Source organism: Streptomyces sp. MK37H (assembly GCF_018035285.1).
Taxonomy (GTDB): Bacteria; Actinomycetota; Actinomycetes; order Streptomycetales; family Streptomycetaceae; genus Streptomyces; species Streptomyces endocoffeicus.
On record NZ_JAAAYH010000199.1, the window covers coordinates 1 to 16233 of the forward strand.

Sequence of the window (16233 nt, forward strand, 5' to 3'; positions counted from 1 at the left end):
CTACAGCCGCTCCGCGGCCGTCGCGGCGTACTCCTTGCGCAGGGCGTCCAGGACGGGATGCTCCGGGTCGAACTCCACCCCGTCGATCGACCGGATCGGCCGTACGCCCACCCCCGCGTTCAGGGCGAACGCCGCGCGCAGTTCGCCGAAGCGGTCACGGTCGACCCGCTCCGTGTGCTGCGGGCCGCCGTGGCTGCGGCGGAGCAGTTCCTGGGTGACGCCGGGCAGACACACGGCGTCCGGCCACAGCAGGCGATCGCCGTCGAAGAACCCCACGTTCCAGGTCGCGCCCTCGGACACCGCGCCCCGCTCGTCCGTCAGCAGCACATCGTCGTAGCCGTCGAGCTGGGCCAGGCGGCGCAGCCGCAACAGCCCGAACAGCCCGACGTGTTTGACCTCCGGCAGGTCGCGGTGGTGCGCTGCGGTGCGCACGCTCAGCGGCGGCAACGAGGGCGCGGCGGCGGGCCGGGTGGTGACCAGGATCCGCGGCCTGGCCTCGGCCCCGGGCCGCTCCAGCCCGAGGTCGGGGTCGTACACGGTCACCCGGACCGTGAGCGGACCGGTGGTGTCCGCGACCGCGCGCCGGGCCAGTTCGCGGATGCGGTCCCGGTCCGGGTCGGTGCCGAACAGCACACCGCAGTCCCGTACCAGCCGGTCCAGATGGAGGGACAGCCCGCGTACCCGCCCGTCCTCCACCCGCATGGTGGTGAAGTGGCCGTAGTTGGTCATGGCCAGCGCCGTCAGCTCGCGGATGCCCGCCGGTTCCCCGTTCAGCTCTGTCATGGGGCCAGTCTTGCAGCCGGGGGGTGGACGGACTCGGCGAGTCGCCCGAGCTTGTCGGGGTTGATCAGGCCGTAGATGCCGCGCACCCGCTCGCCGTCGGGCGCGGGGTCGAACACCGCGGCCGCGTACAGCGTCCCGCCAATGAACAGGACCACTCCCGGGCCTCCGTTGATCTCCACCGGGCGCGCGTGGAAGGTGGGCAGTTGCGCGCTGACGGCGGCAACCAGGCGGGCCACCTTGTCCCGGCCCTCGATCACGCGGAGGGCGGCGCGGCGCTTGCCCCCGCCGTCGCTCCACATGACCACCTCCGGGGCCAGGACGTCCATCAGGGCGTCGAGGTCGCCGCCGATGGCCGCGTCGAGGAACCGCTCGGTGACGATGCGCTGGGTGGAGCGGTCGAGGTCATAGCGCGGCCGGCGGGCCTCGACGCGCTCCTTGGCGCGGTGGGCGAGCTGGCGGACGGCGGCCGGGCTGCGGCCCAGGATCGCGGCGATCTCCGCGTGGTCGTAGGCGAACGCCTCGCGCAGCACGAACACCGCGCGCTGCAAGGGGGTCAGCGTCTCCAGGACCACCAGCATCGCCAGGGACACCGATTCGGTGCGGATCGCGGTGTCGGGGGTGTCCGGTTCGGTCAGCACGGGCTCGGGCAGCCAGGGGCCGATATAGCTCTCCCGGCTGCGGCGGGCGCGGCGCATCTGGCTGAGCGCGTGGTTGACGGCGATCCGCACCAGATAGGCCCGGGGGTTGGCGATCTCCTTGTCCTGGACCGACGCCCAGGACAGCCAGGTCTCCTGCACCACGTCCTCGGCGTCGGCGACCGTGCCGAGCATGTTGTAGACGATGGAGAAGAGCAGCTCACGATGGTGGAGGAAGTCCTCGCTCCCCGCATCCGGCACCGGCCTGTCCTGCGGTCCCGCGCGGTCCTTCCACGGTGATACGGGGGTGTCCATTGCACCGATGGTAGGCGGCACGCCGCTCCGGCCACCGCATAGGATCGGCTCATGCCAGATCTCGTATCCGTCAACTACCGCAAGTACGACGGCACTCTGCACTGGAACCTGCGGATGCGCAGGCTGGGCGAGGACGACCACGGCGTCTGGCTGGGGCTGCCCGGCGGTGCCGTCATGCGCAAGGGGTACGGCCCGATGGTGCCGATCGCCTGCGCGCATGTGATCCTCCTCCCGCGCGACGCATGGTGGACCGCGGCGTTCAACGCCCCGCCCCGGGAGACCGAGATCTACTGCGACATCGCCACGCCTGCCGAGTGGCTCTCCTCCCACGAGGTGTCGATGGTCGACCTGGACCTCGATGTGATCCGCAAGCGGACGGACGGCTCGACCCTGATGGACGACGAGGACGAGTTCGCCGAGCACCAGGTGCGGTACGGCTATCCGGCGGACGTCATCGCGGAGGCCGAGGCGGCGGGGCGGTGGCTGATGGACGCGGTCGACGGGCGCGCCGAGCCGTTCGGGGACGCCTCCAAGGCGTGGCTGGGCATGGTCGACGGCGAGCGGCCCTGAGGCCATCCCGCTGTCGGCTCACCGCCGTCGCACCGTCACCTCACCGGGGTGGCCGTCCCGTGCCCCGCGAGGCCGAGGACGACTCCTCCGTACGCCCTTTGGCAGGCCGTTTCTCCGGCACCGGCCGGTCCCCGGCGGGATCAGCGGCCGGGCGACCGCGCAGCGGCCGGACGGCTATCGCCGCCGATATCAGGAGCAGCCCGCCCAGCATGACGAAGGGGGCGGCGGTGCCCGCGAGCCCCGCGAGCAGACCGGCGGAGGCGGGCGCGGCCACCTGGCCGAGCCGGTTGCCGGTGAGCCGCAGCGCGAGGGCCGTGCTGCGCGCCCCCTCGGGGGCCGCCTGGACGACGGTCGTCATCGACAGCGGCTGGCCGACGCCGAGGCAGAAGCCGAGCCCGGCCAGCAGCACCCCGAGCGCCCAGGCGGGCACCGGCAGGGCGATGCCCGCGCACAGCAGCGCGGCGCCCAGACAGCTGACGGCCATCAGCACGGTGCGGCCCATCAGCCGGATCATCGGGGTCATGGCGAGCCGGCAGGCCACGGTGGCGGCGGCGCGCAGGCTGAGCAGCACACCCACGACCGCGGGCGAGATGCCGCGCTGTTCGCCGACGACCGGCAGATAGGCGGTGAGGATGTCGGTGGCGGAGAGCACGGCGAGGCTGATGAATATGCCCGAGGCGACCCCGCGGGTGGTCAGGATGGACCGTACGGAGACCTTGCGGGCCGGGGCCTCCTCGGCGGGCCCGGCCGCCGTTCCGTCCGGGCGGCGCTCGATGCGCCACAGCGAGGTGACGGAGACGGCCGCGAGGGCGGCGGAGACCAAGAGCGCGGCGGCGCTGGTGCGGCCCATCGCCCCGTCGTGTTCGGAGACCACCAGACCGGCCGCGATGGGCCCGATGAGCTGGCCGAGCGAGGTGCCGATGGTGAAGTGGCCGAAGTTGCGGTCCTGGTCCTCGGGCGCGCTCTGGCGGGCCACGATGGACTGGGCGCCGATGACGAACGACAGATGGCCGAGGCCCATCACCCCGCTCCACGCGGCCATCGCGGGCAGCGATCCGGCAGTGCCGCTGAACGCACAGCCGGTGGCGATGAGGGCGACCCCGATGGGCAGCAGCGGGGCGCACCGCCCGTGGTCGGTGCGCCGCCCGAGGGGTACGGCGGCGAACAGCGGCAGCAGGGCGTAGATACCGGCGATCACGCCGATGGCACGGGCGTCGGCACCGAGCGCCAGCGCCCGGTAGGAGACGGCCGGCCGCGCCATGCTCACCGCCCCCTGGGTGAACGAGAAGGCGATGACTAGGCGCAGCAGCCAGCCCCTACCGGGCGCGGAGAGCTTCACGGCTCAGATGATGCCGAACGCGAGACCGGCGGCGAGCACCACCAGTGAGGTGAGCGCCGCCCATTTCACGGTGAACCGGGTGTGGTCGCCGAATTCGACCTTCGCCATGCCGACGAGTACGTAGACGGCGGGGACCAGCGGGCTCGACATGTGCAGGGCCTGTCCGACGAGCGAGGCGCGGGCGATCTCCAGCGCGGACACCCCGTGGGCGGCCCCGGCCTCGGCGAGGATCGGCACGATGCCGAAGTAGAAGCCGTCGTTGGACATGAAGTAGGTGAGCGGGAGGGACAGCACACCGGTGACGATGGCCATGTGCGGGCCCATGCCCTCGGGGACGCCGTCGACCAGCCAGCGGGCCATGTGCTCGACCATGCCGGTGCCGGTGAGGACGCCGGTGAAGACGGCCGCGGCGAAGACCATTCCGGAGACGTTGACGACGTTCTCGGCGTGCGCGGCCACCCGCGCCTTCTGGTCGTTCATGTTCGGGAAGTTGACGGTGAGCGCGACGGCGGCGGCGAGCAGGAAGAGGACCGGGATCGGCATGGTCTCGGTCACCATCAGGGCGAGCAGGGCGACGGTCAGGGCCGCGTTGAACCAGTAGAGCTTGGGGCGCAGGGTGGCGCGGTGGGGGTCGAGCCCCTTGAACTCGTCGCCGTCCTCGTCGGAGGCGTCCGAGGAGCCGGAGCCGTTCGAGGACTGGGTCTCCGCGTCGGTGCCGGAGCCCGCGCCGCCGCCGGTCAGCGCGGCCCTGACTGCCTTGGCGCCCTTACGGCCCTTGGCCCCCTTGCCGCCGGAGCCCGCGCCGACCAGCACCTGCTCCGGGTCGCCCGCGGTGACCTCGTCCAGCGTCAGCACGCCGAGCCGCTTGCGCTCGCGCAGGCCCAGGCCGTAGGAGAGGGCGATGACGAAGAGCAGACCGACCGCGAGGGCCGGGATCATGGGCACGAAGATGTCGCTGGCGTCGACCTTGAGCGCGGTGGCGGCGCGGGCGGTCGGGCCGCCCCAGGGCAGCGTGTTCATCACGCCGTTGGCCATGGCCGCGACACCGGTCATCACCACCAGGCTCATCTTCAGCCGCCGGTAGAGCGGCACCATGGCCGACACGGTGATCATGAAGGTGGTGGAGCCGTCGCCGTCGAGCGAGACGATCGCCGCGAGGATCGCGGTGCCGACCACCACCCGCATCGGGTCCGCCTTGCAGAACCGCAGGATGAGCCGGACGATCGGGTCGAAGAGGCCGACGTCGATCATCACCCCGAAGTAGATGATCGCGAACATCAGCATGGCGGCCGTGGGTGCCAGATCGCCGACGCCCTGGAGGACGTAGTCCCCGAGGTGCGCCCCCTTCCCGACAAGCACACAGAACAGCGCGGGGATGAGCACCAGGGCGCCCATCGGGGACATCTTTTTCATCATGATCAGGACAAGGAATGTCGCGATCATGACGAAGCCGAGGATGGTCAGCATAGTTGGCTACCTCACGTTCGCCTTTGAACTCCCCCAGAATTGGCGGTCGAGGCGACGTTAGGTGCGGCAACTTTCCGTTAACAAGGTCTTGACGCGTGAGCAATAAGCGCAAAACCCCAGGTCAGTGCCGTAGCGAGGGTGATACGCGCACCGGGTGGCCATTGAGCACCGCCGTCCCCGAGAGCGGGTCCAGCCGTGAGCCGTCGAAGAGCTGGTTGACATTGACCCCGGGGCGGGCCCCGGCCACGGACAGCCGGACGCCGGGGCGGGCATGGCCCCAGCCGTGCGGCAGGCTCACCACTCCGGCCCGTACCGCGTCCGTCACCTCGACCGGCACCTCCAGCTCCCCGCCCTCGCCCTTGACCCGGGCCAGACCCCCGTCCGCCAGCCCCAGCCGGGTGGCGTCCTCGGGGTGCACCTGGAGCGTGCAGCGGTTGCTGCCGCCCATCAGGGCCGGAACGTTGTGCATCCAGCTGTTGTTGGAGCGCAGATGGCGGCGGCCGACCAGCAGCAGCCCCGAGGGCCGGTCGGCCAGCGACCGGCGCAGCCGCTCCACATCGGCGGCCAGCGGCTCCGGGCACAGCTCCACCGTGCCGCTGCGGGTCTTCAGCAGCCCCGGAACGCGCGGCCGCAGCGGCCCCAGGTCGATGCCGTGCGGATGGGCGAGCAGCTTCTCCAGGCTCAGCCCGTCGGGGTCGGCGCCGAAGCCGTCGCCGTACGGGCCCAGCCGCAGCATCATGTCCAGCCGGCGCTCGGGGCCGTCCACCCCGGTCAGCAGCGCGGCCAGCTCACCGGGCTCGCGTCCGTGCACCAGGGAGGACGGGTCGGCGACCTCCTTGCCGAGGGTCCCCTGGATCGCCATCGCGTCCACCGCCTCCGGGTCGGCGCCGCCGTTCCCCCTCACGCACAGCACCAGCCGCGCCAGGATGGCGCTCTCGCTCAGCCGGTCCGCCTCCAGGGGGATGGCGGGGCGGGTGTAGCGGACCTGGTTGCGCACGGCCAGGCTGTTGAAGGCGTAGTCGAAGTGGGGGCTGCGGCTGGGCGGGGGCGGGGGCAGCACCACATGGGCGTGGCGCGAGGTCTCGTTGAGGTACGGATCGACGCTGACCATGAAGTCGAGCCCGGCCAGCGCCCGGTCCAGGCGGTCGCCGTCCGGCGCGGAGAGCACGGGGTTGGCCGCGAGCGCCAGCACCGCCCGTATCCGCCCCTCGCCCGGGGTCTCGATCTCCTCGGCGAGCGCGACGGAGGGCAGTTCGCCCTTGGCCTCGGGGTGTCCGCTGACCCGGCTGTGCCAGCGGCCGAGCGCGAACCCCTTCCCGGGCCGCGCCGGGCGCTCCCGGCGGCCGGTCGCGGCGAGCGGGAACATCATGCCGCCGGGCCGGTCCAGCTGCCCGATGAGCACGTTGACCACATCGACCAGCCAGCTGGTGAGGGTGCCGAACTCGACCGTGGTGGAGCCCACCCGCCCGTACACCACGCCCTTGGACGCGGCGGCCAGCTCACGGGTGAGGGTGCGGATCTCCTCGGCGGGCACATCGCACGCCTCGGCCACCGCCTCCGGCGGGAAGTCCGCGGCCAGCGACCGCACCTCCGCCACCCCGCTGAGGTGCTCGGCGAGCGGGCCCGGGGCCACCAGGTCCTCGGCGAACAGCACCTGAACCATGGCGAAGAGCAGCAGGGCGTCGGTGCCGGGCCGGATCGCCACATGGCGGTCGGCCAGCGCGGCCGTACGGGTGCGCCGGGGGTCGACCACCACCAGCCGGCCGCCGCGCCGCCGCAGCGCCCGCAGCCGCCCGGGGAAGTCGGGGGCGGTGCACAGACTGCCGTTGGAGTCCAGCGGGTTGGCGCCGAGCATCAGCAGATGGTCCGTACGGTCCAGATCGGGCACCGGAAGCGCGTTGGCGTCCCCGTACAGCAGCCCGCTGGAGACGTGTTTGGGCATCTGGTCCAGGGTGCTGGCGCTGAAGACGTTACGGGTGCGCAGCGCGCCGAGCAGCAGCGGCGGATAGAGCCCTCCGGCCACGGTGTGCACATTGGGGTTGCCGAGCACGACCCCCACGGACTGCGGCCCGTGCTCGCGCAGCAGCGGGGCCAGCCCCTCCTCCACGGCGGCGAACGCCTCGTCCCAGCCGGTCTCCACGAGGCGCCCGGCACGGCGGACGAGGGGGCGCCGCAGCCGGTCGGGGTCGGCGTCGAGCTGCCCGAACGCGGCGCCCTTGGGGCAGATGAAGCCGCGGCTGAAGACGTCCTCGCGATCGCCGCGCGCCCCGGTCACCCTCCCCTCCTCGATGGTGAGGGTCAGCCCGCAGGTGGCCTCGCAGAGCGGGCAGATACGCAGGGCAGTGCTCATCGGTCTCTCCCAGGGACGGCGGCGAGGCCGCGATGACGCGCCGGACCCGCTCACCATACCGACTGGTAGGCATGCCGGGGAGGGATCGGCGGGAACTCCCGATCGACCGGACCTCCCAGTGGCCCCGGGATCAGTCCAGTACCCGGGCCAGATAAGCCCGCAGCAGCTCCTTCGTCTCCGCCACGATCGCCGGATCGCCCTCCGGGTCCACCCGGAACGCCAGCCGCAGCAGCGCGTCCGCCGCCTCGACCGCGAGCAGGAAGGCCACCCGCAGCCGCTCCTCGGCCGCCTCGTCCCCTCCCGTCCCGAGCCGGTCGGCGAGCAGCGTCCGCAGCCGGTCGGCGACCAGATGGTTGGGCTGCTCCGGCGGCGCGGTGGCCGGGACCGGATGGCCGAACTCGATGAGCGCGAAGCCCGGCGCCCCGCGCTTCATCGCCAGATACTCGTCCACGACGACGTCCATCGCCTCCCGCCAGCCGCCGCCCCCGTCCGGCCCGGAGCCGGAGCCGGAGCCGGAGTCGGATGCTGAGGCCGAGGCTGAGGCCGAGGCTGAGGCCGAGGCGGCCAGCCGCCGGGTGATCCGCGCGGCGTACTCGTCCAGATTGCGGTGGGCCAGGGCCTCCGCCATCGCCCGCTTGTTGGAGAAGAAGCGGTAGACCGAGCCGATGGGCACGTTGGCGCGCTCGGCGACGGCCCGGGTGCTCAGCTCTTCGTAGCTGATCTCGTCGAGGAGCTCGGCACACGCGTCGAGGATCCGGCCGAGGCGCTCGGCGCTGCGGCGCTGGACCGGATGGCGGCGGAGGGGCGGTATGGGCACGCCACCATCCTGCCCGATCATTGACGAGCCCGGGTTTCGATTCCTATCGTCTGACAGAGGAATCAAGTGAAAACAGTGGTGTGCGGCGGAGCGGTGGGAGCGCGCGATGGGCGACGGCACGGGGATCCAGCACGGCGATCAGCACAGCGATCAGCGAGGACACGAGCAGGGGATCGAGCGGGCACGCAAGACGGCCGAAGAGCTGGTCTACGCCTCCGGTTTCGGCAATGAGCACAGCAGCGAGGCCGTGCCCGGCGCACTGCCCATCGGCCGCAACTCCCCCCAGCGCGCACCGCTCGGGCTCTACGCGGAGCAGCTGAGCGGCAGCGCCTTCACCGAGCCGCGCGCCACCAACCGGCGCTCCTGGCTGTACCGCATCCGGCCCTCCGCCGCGCATCCGCCGTTCACCCGTATCGCGGGCGGCGCGCTGCGCGGGGCGCCCTTCACCGAGGCCGCGCCCGACCCCAACCGGCTGCGCTGGGACCCGCTGCCGGAGCCGCCCGAGGGCACCGACTTCCTCGCCGGGCTGTGGACGCTGGGCGGCAACGGCGACGCCACCCAGCGCGCGGGGATGGCCATCCACCTCTACGCCGCCAACGCCCCCATGACCGACCGGGTGTTCAGCGACGCGGACGGCGAGCTGCTGATCGTTCCCGAGCGGGGCGGGCTGCTGCTGCACACCGAGTTCGGCCTGCTGCGCGCCGAGCCGGGGCATGTGGCGCTGATCCCGCGCGGGGTGCGGTTCCGGGTGGAGCCGCTCGAGCCGTCCGTGCGCGGCTATGTATGCGAGAACTACGGCCGCCCCTTCACCCTCCCCGACCTGGGCCCGATCGGAGCCAACGGGCTGGCGAACCCCCGGGACTTCCTCGCCCCGGTCGCGGCGTACGAGGACGTGGAGCGCCCGGTGCGGGTGGTCAACAAGTTCTGCGGCGATCTGTGGGCCGCCACCTACGACCACTCGCCGCTGGACGTGGTCGCCTGGCACGGCACCCATGTTCCGTACGTGTACGACCTGCGCCGCTTCAATGTGCTCGGCACCATCAGCTACGACCACCCGGACCCGTCCATCTTCACGGTGCTCACCTCGCCCTCCGACACCCCCGGGCTCGCGGGCGTGGACTTCGTGGTCTTCGCCCCGCGCTGGCTGGTCGGGGAGGACACCTTCCGGCCGCCGTACTTCCACCGCAATGTGATGAGCGAGTACATGGGACTGATCGAGGGCGCCTACGACGCGAAGACCGGCGGCGCGGGGGGCTTCGTACCCGGCGGTGGCTCGCTGCACAACATGATGTCCGCGCACGGCCCGGACCACGAAACCTTCGAGCGGGCGAGCGCGGCCGAGCTGGCGCCGCACAGGCTGGACGACGGGCTGGCCTTCATGTTCGAGACGCGCTGGCCGATCACGGCCACCCGGCAGGCGCTGGAGGCGGACCATCTCCAGAGGCGCTATGACGACGTATGGCAGGGTCTTGAACGCCATTTCCGCCCCTGAACGCCGCCGTTGCCGCCGTTGCCGCCGTCGACCGGAGACCGTGTGACCACCTTCGCCCCCGACTCCCTCGCCCTCAACCGCAAGTTGCCGCTGTGGTACCAGGTCTCGCAGTCGCTGCGGGCCTCGATACTCGGGCGGGCCCCGCACGATCCGCTGCGGCTGCCGACCGAGGACCGGCTCGCCGAGCACTACGGGGTCAGCGTGCTCACCATGCGGCAGGCGCTCAAGGAGCTGGAGACCGAGGGGCTCATCAGCCGCCACCGGCGACGCGGCACGTTCATCGAGCCGAGCGCGCGGCAGGCCGCGCCGGTGCGGCTGCTGGGGTCGGTTGACGCGATCGTGGCGCAGCAGTCGGGTGAGCGGACGACGGTGCTGGAGCACGGCCCGGCGCCGGTGCCGACGGCGCTCGCGGAGTACTTCCCCGGTCTGGACGAGGCGGCCGCCTACCGCCGGCTGCGCCGGGACGGCCACAGCGGTGAGCCCACCAACTGGGCGGAGAACCTGGTCCACCCCGAGTTGGCCGACCGCATCGACCTCGCGGACCTCACCCGCTGGCCGATGACGAAGGTGCTGCGGGACGCGGTGGGGGTGCGGATCAGCCGGATCACGGACACGGTGGAGGCCCGTCTCGCCGACCCCGAGACCTCCCGGCTGCTCCAGGTCCCGCTGCTCAGCCCGATCCTGCACTACACAGGGGTGACCTACGACGAGAGCGGGCGCGTGGTGGACGTGGCCCGCATCCACTACCGGGGCGACCGCTTCTCCTTCTCGGTCACGGTCGAGGCGGACTGAGCGGTCCACAGGAAGTGCCCCGACCTGCCCTCGATCGTCTGCGACGCCGTCGTGGCCGGCCACGCGGCGGAGCCGCATATCGACACAGCCGCGGCGGAGCCGCACATCGACACAGCCCCGCGCCCCTTCGGGGCACGTCCGAACCGCGGCCGACTTCCGCCGATCCGCTTAGGGGGTGCCCGACGGATCGTGACACCTGCGGCGGGCGAACCCCTGGAGCGCGGGTGGGGCTCCGCCGCCGGACCCCGGGGTCCAGGGGCGAAGCCCCTGGTAGCGGGAAAGGGCGGGGAGAGGAAAGATCCGCCGGTATGACGAGAAGGGCGCACCGGAGGCGCCGGACAGCAACCGCCCCGGCGACGGACCGCGCCGCGCGGCACCCGCGCACACCCCAATCGCCGCGGGCGAACCCCTGGAGCGCGGTGGGGCTCCGCCGTCAGACCCCGGGGTCCAGGGGCGAAGCCCCTGGTAGCGGGAAGGGGCGGGGAGGGGAAAGATCCGCCGGTATGGCGAGAAGCGCGCACCGGAGGCAGCGGACAGCAACCGCCCCGACGACGGACCGCGCCGCGCGGCGCCCGCACACACCCCAATCGCCGCGGGCAAACCCCTGGAGCGCGGGGGCGGCATCGATACCATGCCGGGCGTGGGAGAACGTGAGGCGCCACCGCTGGGGGACCTGATGCCGTGGGCCGCAGGGCCGCTGCGGCTCGGGCGCGCGTGGGTCATGGCACCGGACGCGGCCTCGCTCGGGGCGCGCTGGGAGCGGCTGACCCGGGCCGAGGACGAGGCGGCGCGGGCCGCGCTGTTCCGGCCGACCCGCGCCCGTACGCTGCACAGCTCCGTACCGCAGCTGCCCGGCCAGGCCACCTCCACGGCCCGGCTGGCGCGCGAGGACGGGCCGTGCCCCGAGCCGGTGCGGATCGCGCACGGGCCCTTCGACCAGCAGTGGCTGATACCGGATCACCGGCTGATCGACGCCGCCCGCCCCGAGCTGTGGCGGGTGGCCGACGACCGGCAGATCCATGTCGTCGAGGCCGGGGGACCGGACCCGGACCCGGTGCTCACCTTCTCCGCGCCGCTGCCGGACGGCCACTCCCCCGCGGGCCGCCCCGGCCGGATCCGTCCGCTCTACCGCCGCCCCGGCGGGCAGGAGCCCAATCTCGCGCCCGGGCTGCTGGACCACCTCACCGCACGGCTCGGCCGCCCGGTGACCGCGGAGGACTTCCTGGCCTGGACCGCCGCCACGGCGCGCGGCGCGCCATGCGCCGTACCCCTGACCGCCGACCCGAAGCTGTGGGAATCGGGCGTGGAGCTGGGCCGCCGTGCGCTGTGGCTGCATACGCGCGGGGCGCACAGTGGTGAACGCCCGCGCATGCCGGGTGGCCGGCGCCCCTATGTTCGCGCCGCGCTTCCGTCGAGCGGGCTGCCGGACTCGCTGGACTACGACCCGGACGAGGAGGCCCTGCTGCTGGGCGAGGGCCGCATCTCCCCCGTCCCCCAGGCCGCATGGGACTTCCAGGCGGGCGGGGTACGGGTGCTGGAGACCTGGTTCGAGCAGCGCACCGCCGCGCGGGAGCCGGGCACGCTGGAGGCGATCGGCCCGGCCGGCTGGCCGTCCGCGTGGACCTCTGAGCTACTGGAGCTGATCACGGTGCTGGCGCTGCTCGCCGAGCTGCGCCCGGAGCTGCGGGCCCTCGCCGACCGGGTGGCGGACGGCGCGCTGATCGACGCGGCGGAGCTGCGGGAGGCGGGGGTGCTGCCGGTGCCCGGCGCGGCCCGGCGTCCGGCGTCCGTACTGGACCACCACGAGGAGGGCCCAGAGGGGCAGTTCGCCCTGCTCTGAGCCCGGCTGCCCGCTCGGGGCTTGCCCGGCCTGGTCCTGTCTTCTCCGAGCCCGCCCGCTCGGGGCCTGCCTTCCGTGGGGGCGCTTGCCCTGGGCTCGCCTTCTCTGGGCCCGCCCGCTCTCAGCCCGCGTCCCTCACAACCGAGCGGGCTCTGCATCCGAGCCGCCTCTGGAACCGGGCGCGCCCGCCTTCAGGCGCGCCCCCTCGGCCACGGCAGCACGGCGGCCATGGCGGCCATGGCGGCCGGCCGTGGCCTCTCGTCGGCATCCCACGGCGACAGCGACGTGGGGTGGATCACAGCACGGACTCACCGGCTGGAGCGAACCGGTTGACCCCGTGCCTGCCCGGGATGACGACGAAGACGCCTACGGGCCGGCCGGGTCAGCCGTGGTTGCCGAAAAGCGAACGCCGCAACCGGCGCAGCGGCGCGAACAGCGACACCCGCGCACCCCGGCTGTTCTTCGCGCGCGCGTGATCGCGCGCGGTCAGCTCCTGCATCAGCACCGCCGCGCTCTCCGCCTCCCGCTGCGGGGCGGCAGGGCCGCCCATCACCGCGAGATGGCGCTCGAGGCGCGCACTGGACGCACCGCTTCCGCAGTTGATCGCAGGCACTCGTGGCCTGCTCCGTACCGTTATCTGCTCCATGACACTCCCCACCCGTACGAGGGCACCCGCCCCGGGCAGAGTAACCCTACCTCCCCGAGCCGTCACCCACGCATCCCAGGCTCCGGATTCACCACCGCGTCAAGGGTGTTGACGATACCTATCACGCGCAAACAAATTCCCGGGCCGACCAATCCATCCGTTCGCCGGGTCCGAATAGCCGCATGAAGGACTGCTCCAACAAGCGTGCGAAGGACCTACAGGATGACCGCTATCACCAAGAGCTTGGCCGCGCTGGTCAGCTGCGCACTGGCCGCCGGCGGGCTCACGGCCGCCGGAGTGGCCGTACTGCAGCCCGGGACGGCGCAGGCTTCGAGCCACCGCGAGGCGCCGCTGATCTCCGGTCAGCCGCAGTACGACGCCACGGACGTCTACGCGTTCGTCAGCCCGGACAAGCCGGACACGACCACCATGGTCGTCAATGTGCTGCCGTTCCAGGACCCCGCGGGCGGCCCCAACTTCTACAAGTTCGCCCATGACGCCCGCTACGACCTCCACGTCGACAACAACGGCGACGGCCAGGGCGATCTGCTCTTCCGGTGGACCTTCAAGGACCACCTCAAGAACGGCGACACGTTCCTCTACAACACCGGGCCGGTGAACTCGATCGAGGACGCCACCCTCAACTTCACCCAGACCTACGACCTCGAAGTCATCAAGCTGAAGCATCAGAAGGCCGTCGCCCGTGCCAAGCTGGGCAGCGATCTGCCGGTCGCGCCGTCGAACGTCGGCAAGGCGTCCATGCCCGACTACTCCAAGCTCCGCGACCAGTCGGTGCAGAAGATCGGCTACAGCGGGGGCTCGACCGCCTTCGCCGGGCAGGCCGACGACCCGTTCTTCCTCGATCTGCGCGTCTTCGACCTGCTGTACGGCGGCGACATGTCCGAGGTCGGCAATGACACCCTCAAGGGCTACAACGTCCAGTCGATGGCCCTCCAGGTGCCGACGTCGGCACTGACCGAGTCCAAGGACCAGCCGGTGATCGGCGTCTGGGCCACCACCCACCGCCAGACCGCCGACGGCGACTGGACCCAGGTCTCCCGGCTCGGCAGCCCGCTGGTCAACGAGGTGGTCATCCCGCGCAAGGACAAGGACAAGTTCAACGCCTCCTCGCCGTGGGACGACGGCCAGTTCCTGAAGTTCGTCCAGGACCCCGAACTCCCCAAGCTGGTCGAGCAGATCTACAAGATCAAGGCGCCGGACACCCCGCGCGACGACCTGGTGCAGGCGTTCCTCACCGGTGTGCCCAAGCTCAACCAGCCGCCGAACGTGCGCCCCGCCGAGGAACTCCGGCTCAACACCTCCATAGAACCCAACGGCAGCCCCAAGCGGCTGGGCGTGCTGGACGGTGACAACGCGGGCTTCCCCAACGGCCGCAGGCTCTCCGACGACGTCCTGGACATCGCGCTCCAGGCCATGGAGGGCGAGCTGCTCGGCAAGAAGAACGACCTGGGCGACGCGGTGGACGAGAACGACCAGAAGTTCGGCGGCTCCTTCCCGTATCTGGCGCTGCCCAGCTCCGGCTCGGACGCCAAGGCCGTCTCGAAGAGCGCCGGGCAGTCGCTGCTGAACGGCGGCTCGGGCGTGGGCTCCTCCTCCGACGACAACATGCTGCTGGCCGGGTCCGCGGCGGCCGGTGGCGGGGCCGTGTTGCTGCTGGGCCTCGGATTCCTCTGGATGCGGTCGCGCCGGCGGGCTCCCCGCGTGCGCCGGCACTGAACCACGGGTGCCACCGGGCCCGTACCACCGGGCGCGGCCCCGCCGAAACCCGCGCGGCGGCCGCGCCCAGGCTCCTCCTCACCCGTTGTCCCTTCCGTTCCGCTGGGTTCGTGCTCATCCCGAAAGGCAGCTGTCACCATGGCTCTTCGGCCATCCCTCCCCCCTACGGCCCGGACCGCGGCCGTGGTGTTCGCGCTCGCGGCCGGGCTGACCGCCGCCTCGATCGTGATCGACGCCTCGGACGGGCCGGGCGGGTCCGGCGGCGGCCAGGACGCCGCCCGCGCGGTGCACCCGGCCGCCGCGCGGTACGAGCAGCTCAGCGGCGACGGCCTCGCCCGGCAGATCGACGCGATGCAGACCCATCTGCGCGGTGAGCCGAAGGACGCGGAGAGCTGGGCCGGTCTCGGCTCGGCCTATGTCGAACAGGCCAGGACCAGCGGCGACCCCACCCGCTATCCGCAGGCGGACAAGGCGTTCGCCCGGTCCCTGTCCCTCGAGCCGCGCGACAACGACGTGGCGCTCGCCGGGCGCGCCTCGCTCGCCGCCGCCCGCCATGACTTCCGGGGCGCGCTGCGCGACGCCGACAAGGCCCTGAAGGTGAACTCCTACAGCCAGGGGGCGCTGGCCGTCCGGGTGGACGCCCTCGTCGAACTGGGCCGCTACAAGGACGCGTACACGGCCGCCGAGAAGGCCGACTCCCTGCGCCCCGGCATCCCCGTCTTCACCCGCCTCGCCTACGTCCACGAACTGCGCGGCGACCCGGCCGGGGCGCGCCGGGTGCTGCTGCGCGCCCAGGACTCCGCCACCTCGCCCAGCGATATCGCCTATGTGTCGACGGCGCTCGGCCAACTGGCCTGGAACCAGGGCGAGTACGACACCGCGCGGCGCGCGTACGGCACCGCGTTGCGCGCCGTTCCCGGCTATCTCCCGGCGCTGGAGGGCCAGGGCCGCACATCGGTCGCGGACGGCCGCCAGAAGGCGGGGATCCGCGATCTGGAGGCGGTCGTACGGCGCTATCCGCTGCCCGCCGAGCTCGCGGCGCTGGGCGAGGCGTACGAGGCGCGGGGCGACCGCTCCAAGGCGCGCGGGCAGTACTCGGTGGTCGACACCTGGATCGCGCTCGCACGGGCCAACGGGGTGGCGACCGACCTGGACAGCGCGCTGGTCGCGGCCGACCACGGCGATGTGAAGGAGGCGCTGAAGGCGGCCCGCGCCGAGTGGGACCGACGGCGGACCGTGCACACCGCCGACGCGCTGGCCTGGGCCCTGCACCGCAACGGCAAAGACGAGCAGGCACTGAAGTACGCCAAGCACGCCGCCGAGCCGGGCTACCGCAACGCGGCGTTCCTCTACCACCGGGGCGTCATCGAGAAGTCCCTGGGCGACGGGGGATCGGCGCGCCGCCACCTGAAGGCCGCACTCGACCTCAACCCGGGCTTCTCCCCCACGG

General features: G+C 72.5%; 13 protein-coding genes. 6 read left to right on the top strand and 7 right to left on the bottom strand.

Features of this window, described 5'->3' with window-relative positions; genetic code table 11:
- Nucleotides 1-783 carry an aminotransferase class IV family protein gene (locus GWI24_RS25370; RefSeq protein WP_210948225.1) on the bottom strand — a complete coding sequence of 261 codons (783 nt, stop codon included), beginning with the start codon at nucleotides 781-783 and terminating at the stop codon, nucleotides 1-3.
- On the bottom strand, nucleotides 780-1733 hold the full coding sequence (gene sigJ / locus GWI24_RS25375; protein WP_210948226.1) for an RNA polymerase sigma factor SigJ: 954 nt from the start codon (nucleotides 1731-1733) through the stop codon (nucleotides 780-782). The genes GWI24_RS25370 and sigJ overlap by 4 nt, the downstream gene beginning before the upstream one ends.
- A 51-nt stretch (nucleotides 1734-1784) precedes the next feature.
- Here sigJ and GWI24_RS25380 point away from each other — a divergent pair, with 51 nt between their 5' ends.
- Nucleotides 1785-2303, top strand: a complete 519-nt coding sequence (locus tag GWI24_RS25380; RefSeq protein WP_210948227.1) for a DUF402 domain-containing protein — start codon at nucleotides 1785-1787, stop codon at nucleotides 2301-2303.
- A gap of 40 nt (nucleotides 2304-2343) precedes the next feature.
- Here GWI24_RS25380 and GWI24_RS25385 read toward each other — a convergent pair whose 3' ends face one another.
- The 4 genes from GWI24_RS25385 to GWI24_RS25400 all read right to left on the bottom strand — a co-directional run bounded on the left by GWI24_RS25385 (nucleotide 2344) and on the right by GWI24_RS25400 (nucleotide 8297).
- Nucleotides 2344-3642: an MFS transporter gene (locus tag GWI24_RS25385; RefSeq protein WP_210948228.1), complete on the bottom strand. Its 1299-nt coding sequence runs from the start codon at nucleotides 3640-3642 to the stop codon at nucleotides 2344-2346.
- A gap of 3 nt (nucleotides 3643-3645) precedes the next feature.
- On the bottom strand, nucleotides 3646-5109 hold the full coding sequence (locus tag GWI24_RS25390; RefSeq protein WP_210948229.1) for a CitMHS family transporter: 1464 nt from the start codon (nucleotides 5107-5109) through the stop codon (nucleotides 3646-3648).
- 121 nt (nucleotides 5110-5230) lie between these two features.
- Entirely contained in the window at nucleotides 5231-7459 is a 2229-nt protein-coding gene (locus tag GWI24_RS25395) for a molybdopterin oxidoreductase family protein (protein ID WP_210948230.1), read from the bottom strand.
- A 130-nt stretch (nucleotides 7460-7589) separates the two neighbouring features.
- Entirely contained in the window at nucleotides 7590-8297 is a 708-nt protein-coding gene (locus GWI24_RS25400; RefSeq protein WP_210948231.1) for a TetR/AcrR family transcriptional regulator, read from the bottom strand.
- An 85-nt stretch (nucleotides 8298-8382) separates the two neighbouring features.
- On the opposite strand from GWI24_RS25400, the gene hmgA reads away from it, so the two are divergent.
- From hmgA to GWI24_RS25415, 3 genes are all read left to right on the top strand, one after another.
- Complete coding sequence (hmgA, locus tag GWI24_RS25405; protein ID WP_247616871.1) at nucleotides 8383-9768, top strand: homogentisate 1,2-dioxygenase; 1386 nt, start codon at nucleotides 8383-8385, stop codon at nucleotides 9766-9768.
- Nucleotides 9769-9810: 42 nt separating this feature from the next.
- Nucleotides 9811-10560: a GntR family transcriptional regulator gene (locus GWI24_RS25410; protein WP_210948232.1), complete on the top strand. Its 750-nt coding sequence runs from the start codon at nucleotides 9811-9813 to the stop codon at nucleotides 10558-10560.
- Between the two features lie 631 nt (nucleotides 10561-11191).
- Nucleotides 11192-12400: a type ISP restriction/modification enzyme gene (locus GWI24_RS25415; RefSeq protein ID WP_210948233.1), complete on the top strand. Its 1209-nt coding sequence runs from the start codon at nucleotides 11192-11194 to the stop codon at nucleotides 12398-12400.
- 382 nt (nucleotides 12401-12782) lie between these two features.
- Here GWI24_RS25415 and GWI24_RS25420 read toward each other — a convergent pair whose 3' ends face one another.
- Nucleotides 12783-13046 (bottom strand): hypothetical protein, encoded by a 264-nt coding sequence (locus GWI24_RS25420; RefSeq protein ID WP_210948234.1) that lies wholly within the window; start codon nucleotides 13044-13046, stop codon nucleotides 12783-12785.
- 222 nt (nucleotides 13047-13268) lie between these two features.
- Here GWI24_RS25420 and GWI24_RS25425 point away from each other — a divergent pair, with 222 nt between their 5' ends.
- Together GWI24_RS25425 and GWI24_RS25430 are read left to right on the top strand one after the other, a co-directional pair.
- Nucleotides 13269-14783, top strand: coding sequence for a DUF4331 domain-containing protein (locus GWI24_RS25425; RefSeq protein ID WP_210948235.1), 1515 nt, complete (start codon nucleotides 13269-13271; stop codon nucleotides 14781-14783).
- Nucleotides 14784-14921: 138 nt separating this feature from the next.
- The coding region (locus GWI24_RS25430; protein WP_247616873.1) for a lipopolysaccharide assembly protein LapB at nucleotides 14922-16233 on the top strand (1312 nt) is incomplete at its 3' end.

Coding starts and splice junctions, on each gene's coding strand:
- GWI24_RS25370 (WP_210948225.1), bottom strand. CDS start 783: ATGACAGAGCTGAACGGGGAACCGGCGGGCATCCGCGAGCTGACGGCG.
- sigJ (WP_210948226.1), bottom strand. CDS start 1,733: ATGGACACCCCCGTATCACCGTGGAAGGACCGCGCGGGACCGCAGGAC.
- GWI24_RS25380 (WP_210948227.1), top strand. CDS start 1,785: ATGCCAGATCTCGTATCCGTCAACTACCGCAAGTACGACGGCACTCTG.
- GWI24_RS25390 (WP_210948229.1), bottom strand. CDS start 5,109: ATGCTGACCATCCTCGGCTTCGTCATGATCGCGACATTCCTTGTCCTG.
- GWI24_RS25395 (WP_210948230.1), bottom strand. CDS start 7,459: ATGAGCACTGCCCTGCGTATCTGCCCGCTCTGCGAGGCCACCTGCGGG.
- GWI24_RS25400 (WP_210948231.1), bottom strand. CDS start 8,297: ATGATCGGGCAGGATGGTGGCGTGCCCATACCGCCCCTCCGCCGCCAT.
- hmgA (WP_247616871.1), top strand. CDS start 8,383: ATGGGCGACGGCACGGGGATCCAGCACGGCGATCAGCACAGCGATCAG.
- GWI24_RS25415 (WP_210948233.1), top strand. CDS start 11,192: ATGCCGGGCGTGGGAGAACGTGAGGCGCCACCGCTGGGGGACCTGATG.
- GWI24_RS25420 (WP_210948234.1), bottom strand. CDS start 13,046: ATGGAGCAGATAACGGTACGGAGCAGGCCACGAGTGCCTGCGATCAAC.
- GWI24_RS25425 (WP_210948235.1), top strand. CDS start 13,269: ATGACCGCTATCACCAAGAGCTTGGCCGCGCTGGTCAGCTGCGCACTG.